The organism is Brumimicrobium oceani, assembly GCF_003143775.1.
Classification (GTDB): domain Bacteria; phylum Bacteroidota; class Bacteroidia; order Flavobacteriales_D; family Crocinitomicaceae; genus Brumimicrobium; species Brumimicrobium oceani.
Genome location: NZ_QFRJ01000003.1, coordinates 23,352 through 42,579 on the forward strand (window position 1 = coordinate 23,352; position 19,228 = coordinate 42,579).

Sequence of the window (19,228 nt, forward strand, 5' to 3'; positions counted from 1 at the left end):
ACATAGAAAATTTATTGTACTTAACATATAAAGTTACTTCAAAAGGTAAAGTTTTTGCATTTCTTGCGTCTTTTGCCCATCTGGATTTTTTACTGTTATGCGATAGACATATACTCCTTTCGCCAATTGATCTCCGAAATCGTCTCGTCCATCCCAAACAATCCCTTCTGTTCTAAATCCTCTAGTTTTCACCGTTTCATTTATTGTTTTAATCAATCGGCCAGTAACTGTAAAGACTTCAATCTGTGTTTCCAGCGCCGCACAAACTTGATTATGTTCAAAGAAAAACTCTGTGTGGGTTGTAAATGGATTTGGGTAATTTAGCACATGGTCTAAAGCAATATCCCTTTCCTCGTGCACCGTGAATTCAACTACTTTTTCACTAGAGTTATTATTAACATCCCAAGCTTTGAAAGTTAAGGTATGCAATCCAGGTTCTAATTTGTCCATCTGAAACCTTAAACTACCGCTTTTATAGGTATCTAAATCAGATTCATAAAATGAATTTAATACTTGTGCTTTACTTGTTTCGGCATCTAGAATAAGTGTAATATCGTGTCCAATTCCATTTCCAACAGTATTTATACCACTTTCATCAAACAAATGCGCAATTAAAATTGGAGTTTCATTGGTTATTCCTCCATTCACAAAACTATCATCATTCAAATAGATTTCTATTTCTGGACCTAGCACATCATTTAAGCCAGTAGTATCAATCCCGCCAATATAAAAATCCTTAGAATAGCCACCTGCATTAGCATCCGTCTTACTCCAAGAGTAAAAACTAGCCTTTCCTTTACCATAAGAGTAATCAATATCCTTTGGAACGATAAATTCAAAATCAAAATATCCATTTTTCACCGTTGCTTTCCCTTTGAAAAGTACATTATCTTGTTGTTGGAAATTCATTACAGGAGAGCCGGAATCCTGACCTAAAGTTGCTCTATCTGCTGGTTTATCATAGATTGATGGTTGAATAACACCATTAAACCCAGTTAACACATTACCAAACCTATCTTCAATATGTCCGCTCATATTCACCTTAGAAAGAGCACGTAAGGTGTCACTTGTTGCGTTAGTGGATAAATTATTTACAGTGTCTAACACCACCTTTTCGTTAGGCAATGCTATTTGTAAAGCTGGATCCCCCAACAACATAAAACTTCGCCTATCATTCCCTCCACCAGAAGTATTTTTTGTTTCTAATATTATTTCTCCAAATGTTCTCGGCTCATTATTTGAACCTCGTTTGAATACATTTTTGAAAAATGCACCAGTAACCGCAGAATTGGTAGGTATATAAACAGCTCTTGTAGTGGTCATTAAGGCTATAGCACCTCCAACATTATTTAAAGCCATTAATTCACCAATGGAAACCATTCTATTGTCATCTATCCTCGAGAACTCACAAGTCGCTGACACAAACAAAGTTAATTTATCAATATTATCATACTGCTCAACATCACTAATTGTTATAATTCTCTCCTGTGCAGCGCCTTTTGATCCTCCATGCCCTACATAACAAGTTACTAAAGCACCGTTTTCTATACTTCTATTAATTTCAGTATTCACTTCTGGATACCTTTCCCCTCCTGCCGTAGTAATTTGAACATAGGCATCAGAGTAAATTTTCTTTACATTCATTTCTGGAAAATTCCCCTCAACATAAGTTGTAAAGTTTTCGTGATCTTTAATAAATTGCCCACTGTCTTCATCATCTGCTATAGTTGTATAATTCAGTCTCCAATCCCCATGTGTTGAAATATAGCCATCTTCTCCACAAATTAGATTACTTGACGCATACAAGGCTGAACCATTTTTCATATAATGCTCAACCTTATCCACCAAAATTTTAGCGTGTGAAGTAGTCGTTGCAACAAACCTTCCAACCGCAATTTCCATTTCATCTCCATTATCAAAAGCCTCTGTGTCATCTAAAAAACCAAAGAAATCATCCGAAGCTAAAGAAATAGTATAGTGCTCCGAATTTACCGTTTCATAAACTGGCACCATATAATTATTGTTCTCCACTCGATTTAAAGGATCATAAGTTCCATCGCCAAACAATAATAAATATTTAGGACGCTCTGAAGGATTGGAAGCGCCTCGGTCATAAAACATTTTCGCAAAAAATCGAATGGCTGTTGGATCTTGCGTTCCTCCAGAAAACTCGTTATACACTTGTTCGGTGGTCACTACATGAACAGAGAGTCCATTGTTTTTATGAAGGCTAGCTAAACGATTAGCCTGTGACAAAAAATTGGGATGAGTCACAATTAAATAATCTGCCGTCTCTAAAGCATGTAAATTTTGTGGCTGAACCCTTTTTAAATACTTGGGTGTTTTGTAATTTGTACCGTTAAAACTTATAAATTGGCGCAAACTATCTGTGTCCACCTTAAATGAAAAAACACCACCATTGTTGTTACCATTTACTCTTTTTGGTGTTGTTGGAGAGCTTATCTCCCAAACAACACCATTAGCTGGAAAATTCGTAATTTGCATTTCAGCAACGTTTCCAACCCCAACTGAATTCAAATCACGAAAAGCTAACCCATCAAAATACTTAAGGAAACTTCTCGCATTTACCTCTAAATAATCTAGATAACCAACATTTGCCGGAGAGTTTTTATTAAACTTAACATTAAAAGACATATTGCTAGAAGTCGGGTTAAACACTCCTGGAGCTGTAGTGAATCCACCTCGAGAAAAACTATCACTATCAGAAAAGCTCATAATGGCTGTGTCTAAAACATTATTATTGTAAGAGACTACAAAATTAGAACCACCGCCACTCCTACTTCCCATGAAAGCACTTAGTTTCGCTTCTGCTGATGTATTGACATTAGGTATAGAAAGGGAAAATGTTTGAATTAAGTTCGCATCGAACTGCTCACCATACCAACGCTGGCCGCTTTTCAAGATGTTTTCTAGTTCTTTCTCATAAATAGCATAAGAATTGTAATCAGTTACGTTATGTGTAACAGGCTTAGAAGAGGTGCTGGCACTACCTATTCTTGCAGCACTGGCTTCTGAGTTGATATTGATATAATACGCATTCACATTGGAATAAATATTTAAATTTCTAGAAAAACCACCGAAAGACTCTTCCCATTTATGAGGTCCTTTTGCATAAAATAAAATATAATCATTTTGGTCAAATGATCCGTCTGCTTCACCAGAGACAAAAATGTCATTCTTTAATAGATCGTCCGGGCGGTACTCGCTATTCAACTCTGGTAAACGTCCAAATGCATTACCAAAAATATTGAGCCGTTTCGGATTTAGATTGGCGACATCTACACCAATACTCTGCAAAAAATTATAATCTATCTTATAAATCCCATCACTCTCCACTGTAATTTTGTACCAATCACCAGTTCCTGATTTTAAGACAGAACTTGAAGCGAAGCTCGTTGACTTGGAATTAAATACCCCTTTCGAAGTTTGTTGAAATACAATAGATTCAATTTTTCGAATTTCGCCGTTAACCTTAACAAAAGGTACCAAGGATAAAAATGCATGAGGTCTACCCGCCTGCGTAGTGTTTTTCACGTTAAATTCTGGGGCAGATTTTATTTCAATTTCATGTTTTTTAAGGTACTCTTTTGCGACCTTATCTATCGGTGATGACTGATAACTTAATAAATCCAACTCCCAATTCGCTCCTTGAGAGGCACGTAAAAATTTCTGCGTGTAAATAAATTCTACTTCATTTACAATTGAATTTTCTAATGTTGGGTATTGAAAAGATGAACTGGGTAGAACTACCTCTGATGGGCTATCGCTCCAGTTTAAATCAATCGAAATTTCATTCTGCCCGTAAACTGTAAACGAGGTAAATAGGACACCCAAACATAAAGCCAATTGATTTATTCCTTTCATCATCGTATCAAAGTATTTGTTAAAAACTGCCAAGTTCTAAAAATGTTTTAATTCTAGTGTTAATTTTAGATATTAACGTCAACTTATTCAACATATTTTAAAAGAAGTTTCTTTTAATTGTAACTATGACCTTTTTTTTTCGTAAAATTGGCAGTTGTTTATGGAATATGTAAAGATAAACTATGCTAAAAAATACTTTTGTCACTTTAACATCGCTGGCTATCCTACTAATAATCAGTGGATATAACAGTAAGACATACGCTCAAGACCCTCAGTTTTCGCAGTTTTATGCGAATCCTATTTATTTAAACCCTGCTTTTGCGGGAAGTCATGGTTGTCCAAGATTTGCGGTCAACTACAGAAATCAATGGCCACAACTTGATGGTTCTTACGTAACCTACTCGGCATCTTATGACCAATATTTTAAAGGAATTAATGGTGGTTTAGGTGTGATTATGACACATGACCAGCAAGGAAAAGGAACAATTAACCATACAACCTTAAGTTTAATTTACAATTATCATTTAAAAGTAAATCGTAAATTCACCATGATGTTTGCTGGTAAAGCTACTTGGAATCAGAAATTTCTAGATTGGGACCGATTAACTTTTGGTGATATGATAGACCCAAGAAGAGGTTTTATTTATGCTACGGGAGATGTGCCAAGAGGAGGTTCACGCGGATTTTTTGACGTATCTGCAGGAATGGTTGGTTTTACAGAAAAGTTTTTCTTTGGTGTTTCAGCACATCATTTAAACATGCCAGATGAATCTGTAATTGTTGGAAATAGTCCAATGCCGATTCGTTTAACAGGTCATGCTGGAGCAAAATTACCTTTAGGAGGAAAATCGCAATACAATACAGATATTTCTATCATGCCCAACATGATTTATCAATACCAGCAAGGATTTATGGAAATGCTTTTAGGTACATATGTTCAATATGGGGCATTTACAGCAGGAGTTTGGTTCAGATCTAGAGATGCATTTATTTTATCTGCCGGAATAAACACCGGAACAATAAAAGTTGGATACAGCTATGATGTTACCGTATCAAGATTAAACAATGGTGTTTCTGGTGGTTCGCACGAAGTATCTTTAGGGTTCGACCTAAATTGTAAGACAAAGAAACCAAGTTTTAGAACTATTTCTTGTCCATCTTTTTAAGAAATTTGTAACTAAAGAATAAAAAGACGTTATTTGTATATAAGTTGAAGAGTTAAATTATGAAAACAAAGACCAAAAATATGAAAAGACTAACACAGTGGTTAATGGCATTCGGTGCTATTGCTATCGTTTCCTCATGTGCTAGGGAAACCTCAAACACTACCGGTTGGGATTATAATAATCCAGGATTGGGAGGCTTTCAGAAGGTTCCTTTTATGGATCAAGAAACTGGACCAGGTTTGGTCTTAGTGGAAGGTGGTACTTTTACAATGGGACGTGTTGAAGATGATGTAATGTACGATTGGAACAACAGACCACGTAGATTAACAGTTTCTTCATTTTACATGGATCAAACAGAAGTATCTAATTTTCACTGGTTAGAATACTTATATTGGTTAAGCAGAGCCTATGACGGAACATATCCAATGGTATACAAAAATGCTTTACCTGACACATTGGTATGGCGTTCCAAATTAGGATTCAACGAAAAATATGTGGATTATTATTTACGTCACCCAGCCTATAGAGATTATCCTGTTGTAGGTGTTTCGTGGTTGCAAGCTAATGATTACGCAAAATGGAGAACAGACCGAGTAAATGAATACATTCTTATTCGTGAGGGAATCTTAGATTTCAACATTAACCAGATGGATGAAACAACATTTAATACAGAAGCTTATTTAAACGGAAAAGGTGACGAAAGCACACGTCAAAACTTAACCGATTTAAATCCTTCGAAATTGACAGGAAAAAGAGGAAGAACTCTTGGTGAACGTCAAGTAAGAATGTCAGATGGTATTCTTCTGCCAAGATATCGACTTCCAACAGAAGCGGAGTGGGAATTTGCATACTACGGTTTAATTGGAAATTTAAACGGTGATGATTCAGAAGTGATTACTGGAAGAAGAATCTATCCATGGGATGGGCACTATGTTCGTCAAGACAACGAGGAGTTTCAGGGTCAAATTCGTGCAAACTTTGTGCGTGGACGAGGAGATTACATGGGAGTTGCTGGAAACTTAAATGATGGTGCTTCGGTAACTGCTCCTGTTGACCATTATTGGCCAAACGACAATGGATTATACAACATGGCTGGAAACGTGGCTGAATGGGTGCTTGATGTTTACAGACCTTTATCTTCGGAAGATGTGGATGAATTCAATCCATTTAGAGGGAATGTTTTCCAAACTAAAGTATTGAACTACGAAGGAGCTATTGATGAGAAAAATTTCCAAACTGAATATGATGTTCACGGAATGAAAGAATACCTTAATGAATTTGAAAGAATTCGTTTCCAAAGAGTATCTGCTGAGAAACATGATCCAGATGATGATGTAATCACAAAAGGGATTATGAAAACTAATGAATCGAAAAACCCTGTTGCTAGAGGTTATGCTCCAGATCCTTATTATGTATCACACAACAGTGAAAAAGACCAAGAAGAGCTACGTATTTTGAAAGAAATCAATGCTATTTTGGATAAAGCAGTTGAGTATAAAAATGACAAGTTGGATACAGAGGCGTCAATGTATATTCAAGAAAACTTATTCGAAGGAATATTTGTCGATGAGTTTAGAGAAGGTGATTTAGGAGGTGAGTATGCTTACGAGATAATATCTATCCTTCGAAACGGATTTTCAGATTACATGGTGGAAACTCCTGGTAAATTAAAATACCGTGATGTAACGGAAGAAGAAAACATCGGTCGTTTAAATTACAGAAGAGCAGACTATATTGATTATGTTGATGGTGATATAGAGTCTTCTATTCACTATGATAACACAAAACGTAAGAATGACATCAACCAAGCAAAACGTGACCCAGACTTAGTAATGTACCAAAGTCAATTTGAGGAATACGATTTAAAAGGTAATGAAATCAAACCAGGAAAAGACAATCGTACTGCATGGCCAACAACTCTTGTTTCGAATAAATCACGTGTATACAAAGGTGGTTCATGGAAAGACCGAGCTTACTGGATGGTCGGTGGTAATAGAAGATTCCTCGACGAAGACAAAGCGACTGACTACATTGGATTTAGATGTGCAATGGATAGAATCGGTAGTCCAGGAGGAATGAATCAAAAGAAAAACAGAAGATAAAATTTAGTTTTTTATTATATTTAAGCCCCGACAAATTAGTCGGGGCTTTTTTTATACTTTATTTTTATGGAAGAATTATTTCAATTGTATTATGAGTGCTCTGAAGTATCGACAGATACCAGGAAAATCACAAAAAACTCATTTTTTATAGCTTTAAGAGGAGAAAATTTCGATGGAAATAAATATGCAGATCAAGCAATTGAAAAGGGAGCCAAATACGCCATTGTAGATGATGAGTCTGTAGCTAATGGAAAAACAAAATTCCATGTAAACAACAGTCTCCATTTCCTTCAAAAATTAGCACAATACCACCGTAATACTTTTTCCATACCCGTGATAGCCATTACAGGAACGAATGGTAAAACCACTACGAAAGAACTTACTGCCGCAGTTTTAAATAAAAAATTTAATATTTTATTCACTGAGGGTAATCTGAACAATCATATAGGTGTCCCTCTTACCCTACTCCAACTAAACAAAAATCATGATCTGGCAATAATTGAAATGGGAGCTAGTAAACTCGGAGATATTAAAGAACTCACAGATATTGCAAATCCAACCCATGGTATCATCACCAATATCGGTCATGCCCACATTGAAGGATTTGGCAGTCCAGAAAACATTGTGAAAACTAAAACCGAACTGTATTCGGCGATAAAAGAAAACAAAGGTCTACTATTTTATAATTCGGATGATTCTGTGTTAGCCAATAAACTTCCAGCATCTTGTCCTACTCAAACCTATGGCACAACAGGAACTGCAGATATAATTGGAGAAATTCTAGAACTCTCCCCAATGCTGAGCTTTCAATGGAAAACCGGGACATATATGTCTCCACAAATCAACACACAAATAATAGGCAAATACAATTTTTACAATATGTTGGCTGCAATTTGTATAGGGAATCATTTCGAAGTGAAGCAAAATGACATTAATACAGCATTAGCGGAGTATAAACCGAGTAACAATCGTTCACAACTAGAGAAGACGAGTTACAATACTGTGATTTTAGACGCCTACAATGCGAATCCAACAAGTGTGAAATCGGCATTAGAAAACTTTGCCGAAATCAGCTCAGAAAACAAGTTATTTGTTTTGGGTGATATGCTCGAATTGGGAGAAAACACAAATCAATACCATCAAGAAGTTATTCAGTTAGCAAAATCTCTAAATCTTCAAGGAGTATTTGTGGGAAATATTTATTCAAGCTTAGCAAAAGTAAATGATATCTTGGCCTTTGACTCTACAGAAACAGCAAAAGACTTTTTTGCAACGGCATTGCCAAAAGATAACCTCATTTTACTCAAAGGATCTAGAGGAATTGGATTAGAAAAGCTGATTGAAATACTGTAATTCAATCTACTCTTTGATTAACTTCTGTTGGAACATTCTACCTTCTTGCTCAAAAGTAAGTAGGTAAATTCCATTAGGATAACTGTTGAGGAAAATTCTATTGCCTTTTTGCTCATATGAAATATTTTGTCCCTGCATATTCTTGATTTTTAAGTTTCGAATATTTTGGTCTGATGAAATTTCAAAATAACTATTGAACGGATTCGGAGACACTGAAAAGTCTATTATTTGATTCTCTGACAAGCCAACAGCTTGGGCATCGCATGCAAAAGGAACTGTTGAATAGTCAATCATACCATCCGAATAGCAACGAATATCTCCAGGAACCGGATCACAAGCGAAAAATGAGGGGAACATATAATTGGCTCCAATTTTTTCAATGATTGTTCCACCAAACTCGAAATCACTTGTTGAAGCGTTGATTTGTGAAGTATAAACAACTCTTAAATTTTCACCACTCACCATAATGATTCCTAACGAATCAACTAATAATTCAGTCGTATCAATACCTCCCGAGCCAAAATTTGTTGTATAATTTGGGATTTTCCAGACATCCCCAACTGCTGCTCCAAAATCAAATAACATTTCAAATTTATTATTGGTAGGATGATAAAAATAGATACTGTCATTGCTTTCATACATAAACTGCGAATTCCACATGCAGCCATCAAAATTCCCAAGCAATTTTGAACAATTCAAGCCAAGAACCACAGTGTCCTTCTCTACCTCAATCTTTGTATAATCAATATCAAAACTGTTCGTGAAATTTTTCTCAAAATACCATGTCGCTCCAACAGGCGCCCAATTTTGAGACAGCAAATGATTAGATACAAAAGGGATTAAGAAAAAGAGCGAGAAAAAGAACAAGAGCATTTTCATAATGAGTGTTTTAATGAATGTTTAAATTTAAGAAAAAACAAATTGAATAGAGCCTAACACATTCTCTAAAGTGCTGTTACCAGAAACATTATAATTTTAATTTTCAGTTATACTTGCCCTAGATTCTTCCCTACTTGCACAGGAGTTCCTCATTCGAGACCACTTTAGGATCACTAGAATTATAAATTCATGTCCAATTATAACAGGATGTCGCAAATTGATTTTCAGTTTTTATCACTTAAAATTAGTTCCTAAATTGGTGAGTAACAAACAAAGTAATTAAAGGTCCACAATACTTAAACATTTCCTACAATTCCTTGTTTATCATACAAACAAAGTAAATATGAAAAACTACTTAATAATAGGAGGTTCTTCAGGGATTGGAGCCGCAGTAACAGAACTATTAGCGAAAGACAACAATACAGTCTTTGCTACCTATCATTCTAATGACTCAAACAGCGATTCAGATCAGGTTAAATACCATCATTTAGATGTTATGAACAGTGATTTTGAAATGGAATTTTTGCCTGATTCAATCGACGGAGTAGTGTATTGCCCAGGGAGCATAAATTTAAAACCATTTGCTAGAATTAAGTCCGATGATTTTTTAGCCGACTTTAATTTGCAAGTAAACGGTGCGATTTCAGTACTTCAAAAAGTTTTACCAAAGTTGAAGAAATCTGAATCGGCAAGCGTAGTTATGTTTTCGACGGTAGCTGTACAAAATGGGTTCAATTTTCATTCACAGGTAGCCACTTCTAAAGGGGCCATTGAAGGTTTAACCAGATCTTTAGCTGCTGAGTTTGCTCCAAAAATCCGATTTAATGCTGTTGCGCCTTCATTAACCGACACCAACTTAGCAGGAAAACTTTTAAATTCTGAAGAGAAAAAAGAAGCCAATGCCCAACGCCACCCTTTAAAAAAGATAGGTAGCGCCATGGATATCGCTGAAATGGCCGTATTTTTACTATCAGAAAAAGCGAGTTGGATCACAGGACAAATTCTTCATGTAGATGGAGGAATGTCTTCAATTAAAAATTAAACTATGGAAGAGCAAAAATTAAATACAAGAGATATAATTTTAGAGAATTACACGAATTATGTCTTAACACACAATCAAAAACCAAAGAGTGTTTATGCATTCACTCAGGAAGCAAAAATTGAGGAAGCAGAGTTTTATGAACATTTTGGCACATTCGAAGCAATTGACTCAGCTGTATTTGTTGATCTGTTCAGAAATACCCATAAACTATTGGTGCAGGATGAGGAGTTTCAAAATGGTGATGCTAAGCATAAACTTCTCAGTTTTTATTTTACCTTTTTTGAAATGCTGACCGCAAACAGGAGTTTGGTAATGTACATTCTAAAAGAAAACGAAAATAAATTCAAGACATTAAAAATTTTGGATGGCTTAAAAGATGAATATAGGGATTTCGTTGAATCTTTGGAAATTAAATCTCCTGATGCCATTATAGATAATCTTGCACATATTGTGGACAGAGGAATGACAAAAGCATCCTACGGTCAATTATTGTTTGTGTTGAAATTCTGGATGGAAGATACTTCACCCTCTTTCGAAAAGACAGATGTTTTGATAGAGAAAACAATGCATGCCGGTTTTGAGGTATTAAACACTAAACCAGTGAACACATTTGTGGACTTGGGTAAATTCTTGTGGAAAGAAAGAATGTCAAAAAACTAATATATAAGCAATGAAATCAATTGATAAAATACCGACATCAAAAATTCAGCGAGCGTCTAAATTAGTTTCTACTGGCGCAAAGATTGGCGTAAATTATTTGAAATATTACGGTGAAAAATTAGTTGGTTCTGAAGACAAAGCAAAATCAAAACTAGACGAATCTAATGCATCTGATATTTATGATAGTTTAAAAAGTATGAAAGGGAGTGCATTAAAAATGGCCCAGATGATGAGTATGGATAAAACGATGCTTCCGCAAGCTTATGTTGAGAAGTTTTCATTGTCTCAATTCTCCGTGCCTCCTCTCTCACCTGCTTTGGTTAAAAAAACTTTTAAACGTTATTTCGGAAAAGATACTGAAGAGCTTTTTGATACATTTAATTACAATGCGATTAATGCTGCGAGTATTGGTCAAGTTCACCAAGCTGAATTAAATGGAAAAAAACTTGCTGTTAAGATTCAATACCCTGGAGTTGCTGAAAGTATTGGAAGCGATCTCGCCATGGTGAAACCCATTGCCTTGCGAATGCTCAATATTAAGGGTAAAGATGCAGATCGCTATTTTCATGAAGTAGAAGAGAAATTGATGGAAGAAACCGACTATGCCTTAGAATTGCAGCAAAGTATTTCTGTTTCTGAAGCTTGTCGCCATATTCCTAATTTACTTTTTCCAAATTATCACAAGGAATTGTCCAACGATAAAATCTTGACGATGGATTGGATGGAAGGTATTCAAATCTCTGAATTCGCTGCGAAAAACACCTCCGCAGAGAAGGCCAACAAAGTGGGACAAGCGCTTTGGGATTTTTACATGTACCAGATTCATGTGGTGAAAAAAGTTCACGCAGATCCACACCCAGGTAATTTTATGGTCACAGCCGATGACCAACTGATCGCTATAGATTTTGGTTGTATGAAAGAGGTTCCTGAGGATTTTTATTTACCTTATTTCGAATTGACCAAACCAGAAATTTTAAACGATCCTGTTGCTTTCGAGAAACAACTCTATGCCCTAGAGATACTAAAAACCACAGACAGTCCAGAAGAAACTAAATTCTTTTCTGGTGTCTTTAAAGAGTTGTTAGGCTTGTTTGCGCTTCCTTTTTATAGCGAAGAGTTTGATTTTTCTGACCCAGATTTCTTTAACCAAATAGCAAATATGGCTGAGAAATATTCAAAAGACGATTCTTTAAGAAAAGTAGACGCTGGAAGAGGTTCTAAACATTTTATATACATTAACAGGGCCTTCTTTGGGCTGTATAGCTTAATGAATGAATTAAATGCGAATAAGATTATAGTGAACAATTATAAGGCAATTGAAAATTGATAATCTGAAGTTATTTTCTTGTGGACCTTTGCCAATAGGTAAAACGAGGTATGCGTGGGGATGTTTGCAAAACATGTGTACGAATCTCTCCGATAATGAGTTTAAAAAAGGCGAAATCTAATGATTTCGCCTTTTTAATTGTCAATTGATAATTGCCTGTTATTTAGGGCCACATTAAATTTGTGGGGATATGTTATATTATAAAACAATGGCTAGCTATTATCCACACGTCAATTAGGAGTAAAATCACGTCAATATTTTTCATATCTATACTTCATTTCGAAATAAGATCGACACTTAGCGATAAGTTTTTTTGTGGCTTGTCGATGTGGAACTAGACCGAAAAATAAAAAAAGTTCCCACAAGATTTAATCTTGTGGGAACGCTTTAGTCTCCTTCGGTGCTACATCGTGGTATATCTTATGGGAACGCTTTAGTCTTGTTCTTTTATTCACTTCATCTTTTTCAGAGTCCAAAAGATTAACTCAAGATATGATAAGACCAATTTTTATACAGGGATTCTTAGTCAAGAAACAACTTAATCCCCAACTTTTGAAACTGATCCGTTATTTAATCAATCCTATTTCGCGTAGTCTTTGCATTAAGTATTCACCAGCAGTAATGTCCTCGTAAGCTTTCGGATGATCAGCGTCAATACAAGATGCTAAACAATCCAAACGCATTTCAGACCTTGGGTGCAAGAAGAATGGCACAGAATATCTACTTGTTCCTAAATTTTCTTTTGAAGGATTAATTACACGGTGCGTAGTTGATTTCAATTTATTATTTGTCAATCTTTGCAGCATGTCCCCCACATTCACCACAATATGATCTTGGATTGCGGTAACAGAAACCCATTCGTTTTGTTTATTTAAAACTTGTAGACCATCCGCTGAAGCTCCAACTAAAAGCGTAATCAAATTAATATCTTCATGTTCTCCTGCACGCACTGCTCCTTCTTCGATTTCTCCCGTAATTGGTGGATAATGAATAGGACGTAAAATGCTATTTCCATTATGGATATGCTCATTAAAGTATGTTTCTTCTAAACCTAAATGCAAAGCAATAGCACGCAGCAAATGTCTTCCTGCATCTTCAAACGCTTTATATGCTTGTCTTCCAACTTTTAGAAACTCAGGTTGTTCTTCAACATTTACATTTTCAGGATATTGTTCTCCAATCGGATCATTGTCTTCAACGAATTGACCAAAATGCCAAAACTCTTTTAAATCTCCCGCTGTTTTACCTTTTGCATGTTCTGTTCCGAAAGGAGTATAACCTCTCTGCCCTCCTATCCCCGGAATATTGTATTTATTCTTCACTTTTTCATCTTGACCAAAAAACTCTTTCATTTGAGCATAAAGATGATCGATTAAATCTTGTGAAATTCCGTGATTTTTAACGGCTACAAAACCTATATCCTCGTATGCAGAACCTAGCTTATTTATAAAATTCTGTTGCTGTTTTTCATCACCCGACAAAAACTCAGAAAGATCAACAGAAGGAATACCTTGTGGATTACTCATAATATCATTGTTTTAAACAAAAATAGCATTTATTATTGAAAACTGTGCAGCGACAGAACGCATTGTGCTCCTATTCAACGAAAACTAAAAGGCAGCACATTGTTGACAACTATCAAGCGTGAATTATCCATTTTCAATTTTCAATTCCGTACCTTTGAACTGTATAAAATCCACTCCATGTATATAGTTTTTGATACTGAAACAACAGGTTTACCTAAAAATTGGAACCTTCCATACACTGACACTGATAACTGGCCCAGGTGTATTCAAATTGCTTGGCAATTACACGATGACAAAGGTCAATTAATTGAGGCCAAAGACTATTTAATTCGTCCTGATGGTTTTGATATCCCTTATGATTCGGAACGGATTCACGGAATTTCGACACTTTTAGCAGAAACAGAAGGTGTTTCGCTACGTGAAATGATGGAGGAGTTCAATAAGGATTTAGAGCGTTCTCAATTCATTGTTGGACAAAACGTTGGCTTCGATATCAATGTTATGGGATCAGAGTTTGTGCGTTTAAACATGGAAACGCCAATGCACGATATGCCAATTTTGGATACGTGTACAGAAACCACAGCTCAATTATGCCGTATTCCTGGTGGACGTGGAGGAAAATTCAAACTACCCACTTTAACAGAATTACATCAGCATTTATTTGATGTTCCGTTTGGTGAAGCCCACAATGCAACTGCCGATGTAGAAGCCACTGCGCGTTCTTTCTTTGAATTGGTAAGAAGAAGAGTTTTTACCGCGCAAGAATTACAAGCTGAAGAAAGCTATATTGAAGATTATCTTGATGCTAATCCGAATGTCATTCAGCCCGTTGGATTAACCCATTTAAACCTTAAAGAAAAAAGTGCGGCCTTAAAAGCGAAACATGAAACGCAGGAAGAAGTTTCAAAAGAGGAAATTGAAGAAGGGCTTGAAAAATTAGCTGAAACCTCCTTTGTGCATTTGCATAACCATTCTCAATTCTCCGTTTTACAGTCGACAAGTAGCATTAAAGACTTAATAAAGAAAACAGCCGAATACAATATGCCAGCGGTAGCGCTAACCGATACTGGAAATATGATGGCGGCCTTTCACTTCGAAAAACACATAGCAGCACACAATAAAAATGTGCGTCAACAGCGTAAGGAAGCGGAAAGCGAAGGAAAAACTTTTCATCAAAAAGAAATTACTCCAATCATTGGATGTGAATTCAATATTTGTGAAGACCATCTAAATAAGACGGTCAAAGACAATGGATATCAAGTTGTTTTATTAGCAAAAAATAAAAAAGGGTACCATAATATTGCGAAAATGTCTTCCATTGCCTTTACAGAAGGTAAATATTATGTTCCGCGAATTGACAAGAAGATTGTAGAAAAATATAAAGAAAACATCATTGTTCTTTCAGGAAACATGTATGGAGAAATTCCATCAAAAATTCTGAATGTCGGTGAAAAACAAGCTGAAGAAGCGGTAATTTGGTGGAAGGAGCAATTTGGAGATGATTTCTATTTAGAATTAATGCGTCATGACCAAGAAGATGAGCGCCGTGTAAACGAAGTTTTATTGCGTTTTGCTAAAACACATGATGTCAAACTTGTCGCTACAAACAACACTTACTACCTCAACAAAAAAGACGCCTCTGTGCATGATATTTTGTTGTGTATTAAAGATGGGGAAATGGTGGAGACACCAAAAGGTCGAGGACGTGGATTCCGGTATGGCTTGCCCAATGACAACTACTATTTTAAGTCTCCAGACGAAATGAAGGAGTTGTTTGCCGACTTGCCACAAGCGATTGAAAACACCATAGAAATTGCCAACAAATGCGAGAATTACACCTTAGCGAGCGATATTCTTCTTCCTGCTTTTGATATACCAGAACAATTTACAGATCCGCTTGACAAAGAAGACGGAGGAAAACGTGGTGAAAATAATTACCTGCGTCACCTCACCTATGAGGGAGCAAAAGAAAGGTACCCAGAGATAACAACTGAAATTGAAGAAAGAATAGACTTCGAGTTGTCGGTTATTGAAAACACTGGTTATCCTGGATATTTTTTGATTGTACAAGACTTTTGTCATGCCGCAAGAGACATGGGAATTATTGTTGGACCTGGAAGGGGTTCTGCAGCGGGTTCTGTAGTTGCCTATTGCAATGGAATTACAAATGTTGATCCCATTAGATACGATCTACTTTTTGAGCGTTTCTTGAATCCTGATCGTGTTTCCATGCCCGATATTGATATTGACTTTGACGATGAAGGTCGTGGAAGAATTATTCAATGGGTAATCGATAAATATGGAGCCAATCAAGTGGCTCAAATTATCACCTATGGTACAATGGCTGCGAAGTCTTCCATACGAGATACATCTCGAGTTTTAAACCTTCCACTTTTCGAAGCGGATAGATTAGCGAAATTAATTCCAGATATTTCACTCTCGAAAATCTTTGGTTTAGACGCTGCAGATTTATCTGAAAAGCTAAAAGGAAATGCGGAAAGTATTGCCATGGCTAATCAGCTAATTGAAATTTCGAAAGGTACAGATTTGCCTGCTCAAGTTCTTGGAAATGCCAGACGATTGGAAGGTAATGTGCGAAATACAGGAATTCATGCCTGTGGTGTGATAATTACACCAAGCGATATCACCGAATACGTTCCTGTAGCATTGGCTAAAGATTCTGACATGTATTGTACGCAATACGATAACTCCGTGGTTGAGGAAGCAGGATTGCTGAAAATGGACTTTCTGGGATTAAAAACGCTGACTTTAATTAAAGATGCAGTTGCCTTTGTTAAGGATATTCATGGAATTGACTTAGTACCAGATGACTTCCCTTTAGACGATGTGCCCACTTACGAGCTATTCCAGCGTGGAGAGACAGTTGGGGTTTTCCAATATGAATCTCCAGGAATGCAGAAATACATGAGGGAATTAAAACCTTCTGTGTTTGCCGATTTAATTGCCATGAATGCCTTGTATCGCCCGGGACCTTTGGAATATATCCCTGACTTTATTAAACGTAAAAACGGAGAACAGGAAATCGTTTATGACATTGAAGCTTCAAAAGAATATCTTGAAGAAACCTATGGAATTACCGTTTACCAAGAGCAGGTAATGTTGCTTTCTCAAAAATTGGGTGGATTTACGAAAGGTGAAGCCGATACATTGCGTAAAGCGATGGGTAAGAAACAATTGAGTCTATTGGCTGAATTGAAGCCGAAATTCTTAAATCAAGGAGCTGAATTAGGCCATAACAAAGGAAAGTTAGAAAAGATTTGGCATGACTGGGAGGCTTTTGCTTCTTACGCGTTTAACAAATCTCACTCTACCTGTTATGCTTGGATTGCTTACCAAACTGCTTATTTAAAAGCCAATTACCCTGCGGAATACATGGCTTCTGTGTTGAGTAACAACATGAATGACATCAAGCAAGTTACTTTCTTCATGGAAGAATGTAAACGAATGGGATTAGAAGTTTTAGGTCCTGATGTAAATGAATCTAACTTTAAATTTACAGTAAATCAAAAAGGAGCTGTTCGTTTTGGATTGGGAGCCATAAAGGGTGTTGGAAACGGTCCTGTAGATGCAATTGTTCAAGAAAGAAAGGAAAACGGTCCATTCAGAGATATTTTTGATATTACAAAACGCGTAAACCTTAGAAAATGTAACAAAAAAGCCTTCGAAGGTTTGGCTTTATCTGGAGCATTAGACTCCTTTTCTAATGTTCACAGGGCGCAGTATTTCGTAGAGGAAAACAACAGAACTTTCTTAGCGAATGCCATAAAATTTGGGAGTAACCACCAAGAAAGTGCGAATTCTAATCAATTTAGCATGTTTGGTGAAGATTCGGGAGTAGAAACACCTGCGCCTAAAATCCCAATGGTTCAAGAATGGTCATCACTTCAAAAATTGAATAAGGAGAAAGAGGTGGTTGGAATTTATATTTCAGGACATCCGCTCGATGATTACAGAATCGATATTGATTCATTTTGTAATGGTAGTGTAGAATTCATTAATAATCTTGAAGAATATAAAAATTTAGAGTTTACCCTCGCGGCAATTATTACCGAAGTAGAACACCGACATACTCGAAAAGGTGATCCTTTTGGAACCATTATGATTGAGGATTATAATGATTCCACGAAACTTTTCTTGTTTAGGGAAGACTATGGGAAATTCAGAGATTACATGGTGGAAGGTTCGTTTATCTATTTGACAGGAAAAGTAATGTCGAAACGCTGGGATCCAAATTCTTTTGAATTCAAGATTCAGAAGATTGACTTTTTATCCAGTTTACGAGATCAAAAAGCAAGTGCCTTAGAATTGTCTGTTCCATTGAGCGAAGTCAACCATACCTTTATTGAAGATATAGATCATATTTTTAAAGAAAACGAAGGGAAATTCCAGGTGAAATTTAAAGTTTATGACACTGTAAATAAATTGGAAATCGAAATGCCTTCTCGTGCGTTGAAGATAGATATTAATGAAAATGTTTTAAAGACCTTGAAGACGAAGAATATTGAATATAAGTTGATTTGATTTTAGGGGAGTTGAGAATTTGTTTATTATCTAGCTATCTCTTATATTTACTTAAAAGTAATTTTTTATTTCATGAAAAGAATAAGAATCATAATAAGGTTTTAAAACCATTAAAAATCAGATATAAAATGGAAGCAAATAGTTTATTTATATTTCATCCTTCATCAAATGATGAAGCCGAAGCTCTTAAAGCAATAGCAAAAGCTATGAAAATAAAATTTGAAATCACAAAGGATATTCCATATAACCCAGATTTCGTTAAGAAAATTCAAGAAAGTAAAAAGCAAGCTAAAGAGGGAAAGACTGTTCAAATTGACTTGGATGAAATATGGAAAGATTAATAGAGTATACTTTTAAAGCCAATGATGATATTCATTTTTTCAAAAAATCTGGTCAAAGTAATATCTTAAAGAAGATTAGAAATCTAATTGAAGATATCAAGAAAACACCGTTTAAAGGGATTGGTAAACCTGAGCCGTTAAAACATGAGCTTTCGGGTTGCTGGTCGAGAAGAATAAACAGAGAACACCGATTAGTTTATGAAGTTCACGAAGAAGAGAATAAAATCATAATTCTTTCTCTAGAAGGTCATTATTTATAAAAACTTTAGAAGTTCTACTAACTTGTGTCTGGACGGAAACACATCAATATTAAAAACAGTTCTTTTTGCGATAGTTCCCTTTATTCTTAATCGCCTGATGCTAAGGCATCACCTCATAAAAATAAATTCAACTCTCATCAAAAAC

The 19,228-nt window shown here is 35.9% G+C and carries 12 protein-coding genes; 9 read left to right on the plus strand and 3 right to left on the minus strand.

All coding sequences use genetic code 11. The annotated features are described in order from the left end of the window. Nucleotides 1-33 precede the first annotated feature (33 nt). On the minus strand, nt 34-3,918 hold the full coding sequence (gene porU / locus DIT68_RS05455) for a type IX secretion system sortase PorU (protein ID WP_158276114.1): 3,885 nt from the start codon (nt 3,916-3,918) through the stop codon (nt 34-36). A 149-nt stretch (nt 3,919-4,067) separates the two neighbouring features. Between porU and DIT68_RS05460 the strand changes: the two genes are divergently transcribed. The 3 genes from DIT68_RS05460 (at nt 4,068) to DIT68_RS05470 (ending at nt 8,506) form a co-directional block, all read left to right on the plus strand. Then, complete coding sequence (locus DIT68_RS05460; RefSeq protein WP_109358812.1) at nt 4,068-5,051, plus strand: PorP/SprF family type IX secretion system membrane protein; 984 nt, start codon at nt 4,068-4,070, stop codon at nt 5,049-5,051. An 80-nt stretch (nt 5,052-5,131) separates the two neighbouring features. Next, on the plus strand, nt 5,132-7,153 hold the full coding sequence (locus DIT68_RS16405; protein WP_199223383.1) for an SUMF1/EgtB/PvdO family nonheme iron enzyme: 2,022 nt from the start codon (nt 5,132-5,134) through the stop codon (nt 7,151-7,153). A gap of 66 nt (nt 7,154-7,219) precedes the next feature. After that, entirely contained in the window at nt 7,220-8,506 is a 1,287-nt protein-coding gene (locus tag DIT68_RS05470; RefSeq protein WP_109358813.1) for a UDP-N-acetylmuramoyl-tripeptide--D-alanyl-D-alanine ligase, read from the plus strand. Between the two features lie 6 nt (nt 8,507-8,512). Here DIT68_RS05470 and DIT68_RS05475 read toward each other — a convergent pair whose 3' ends face one another. Further along, nucleotides 8,513-9,385, minus strand: a complete 873-nt coding sequence (locus tag DIT68_RS05475) for a T9SS type A sorting domain-containing protein (protein WP_109358814.1) — start codon at nt 9,383-9,385, stop codon at nt 8,513-8,515. A 343-nt stretch (nt 9,386-9,728) separates the two neighbouring features. On the opposite strand from DIT68_RS05475, the gene DIT68_RS05480 reads away from it, so the two are divergent. From DIT68_RS05480 to DIT68_RS05490, 3 genes are read left to right on the plus strand one after another with little or no spacing between them, the layout of a single operon-like run. Beyond that, the gene (locus DIT68_RS05480; RefSeq protein ID WP_109358815.1) at nt 9,729-10,427 is read left to right on the plus strand and encodes an SDR family NAD(P)-dependent oxidoreductase; all 699 of its coding nucleotides are present in this window, start codon (nt 9,729-9,731) and stop codon (nt 10,425-10,427) included. A 3-nt stretch (nt 10,428-10,430) separates the two neighbouring features. Next, on the plus strand, nt 10,431-11,087 hold the full coding sequence (locus DIT68_RS05485; protein ID WP_109358816.1) for a TetR family transcriptional regulator C-terminal domain-containing protein: 657 nt from the start codon (nt 10,431-10,433) through the stop codon (nt 11,085-11,087). 10 nt (nt 11,088-11,097) lie between these two features. Further along, entirely contained in the window at nt 11,098-12,414 is a 1,317-nt protein-coding gene (locus DIT68_RS05490) for an ABC1 kinase family protein (protein WP_109358817.1), read from the plus strand. A 566-nt stretch (nt 12,415-12,980) separates the two neighbouring features. On the opposite strand, the gene DIT68_RS05495 is transcribed toward DIT68_RS05490, so the two are convergent. Then, entirely contained in the window at nt 12,981-13,940 is a 960-nt protein-coding gene (locus DIT68_RS05495) for an isopenicillin N synthase family dioxygenase (RefSeq protein ID WP_109358818.1), read from the minus strand. A 177-nt stretch (nt 13,941-14,117) separates the two neighbouring features. Between DIT68_RS05495 and dnaE the strand changes: the two genes are divergently transcribed. The 3 genes from dnaE to DIT68_RS05510 all read left to right on the plus strand — a co-directional run bounded on the left by dnaE (nt 14,118) and on the right by DIT68_RS05510 (nt 19,083). Next, complete coding sequence (gene dnaE / locus DIT68_RS05500) at nt 14,118-18,482, plus strand: DNA polymerase III subunit alpha (RefSeq protein ID WP_109358819.1); 4,365 nt, start codon at nt 14,118-14,120, stop codon at nt 18,480-18,482. Between the two features lie 128 nt (nt 18,483-18,610). Further along, entirely contained in the window at nt 18,611-18,823 is a 213-nt protein-coding gene (locus tag DIT68_RS05505) for a DUF2683 family protein (protein ID WP_109358820.1), read from the plus strand. After that, on the plus strand, nt 18,811-19,083 hold the full coding sequence (locus DIT68_RS05510; protein WP_109358821.1) for a Txe/YoeB family addiction module toxin: 273 nt from the start codon (nt 18,811-18,813) through the stop codon (nt 19,081-19,083). Before DIT68_RS05505 ends, DIT68_RS05510 begins: the two co-directional genes overlap by 13 nt. The last annotated feature ends 145 nt before the right edge of the window (nt 19,084-19,228 follow it).

Coding starts and splice junctions, on each gene's coding strand:
- DIT68_RS05460 (WP_109358812.1), top strand. CDS start 4,068: ATGCTAAAAAATACTTTTGTCACTTTAACATCGCTGGCTATCCTACTA.
- DIT68_RS16405 (WP_199223383.1), top strand. CDS start 5,132: ATGAAAAGACTAACACAGTGGTTAATGGCATTCGGTGCTATTGCTATC.
- DIT68_RS05470 (WP_109358813.1), top strand. CDS start 7,220: ATGGAAGAATTATTTCAATTGTATTATGAGTGCTCTGAAGTATCGACA.
- DIT68_RS05475 (WP_109358814.1), bottom strand. CDS start 9,385: ATGAAAATGCTCTTGTTCTTTTTCTCGCTCTTTTTCTTAATCCCTTTT.
- DIT68_RS05480 (WP_109358815.1), top strand. CDS start 9,729: ATGAAAAACTACTTAATAATAGGAGGTTCTTCAGGGATTGGAGCCGCA.
- DIT68_RS05485 (WP_109358816.1), top strand. CDS start 10,431: ATGGAAGAGCAAAAATTAAATACAAGAGATATAATTTTAGAGAATTAC.
- DIT68_RS05490 (WP_109358817.1), top strand. CDS start 11,098: ATGAAATCAATTGATAAAATACCGACATCAAAAATTCAGCGAGCGTCT.
- DIT68_RS05495 (WP_109358818.1), bottom strand. CDS start 13,940: ATGAGTAATCCACAAGGTATTCCTTCTGTTGATCTTTCTGAGTTTTTG.
- dnaE (WP_109358819.1), top strand. CDS start 14,118: ATGTATATAGTTTTTGATACTGAAACAACAGGTTTACCTAAAAATTGG.
- DIT68_RS05505 (WP_109358820.1), top strand. CDS start 18,611: ATGGAAGCAAATAGTTTATTTATATTTCATCCTTCATCAAATGATGAA.
- DIT68_RS05510 (WP_109358821.1), top strand. CDS start 18,811: ATGGAAAGATTAATAGAGTATACTTTTAAAGCCAATGATGATATTCAT.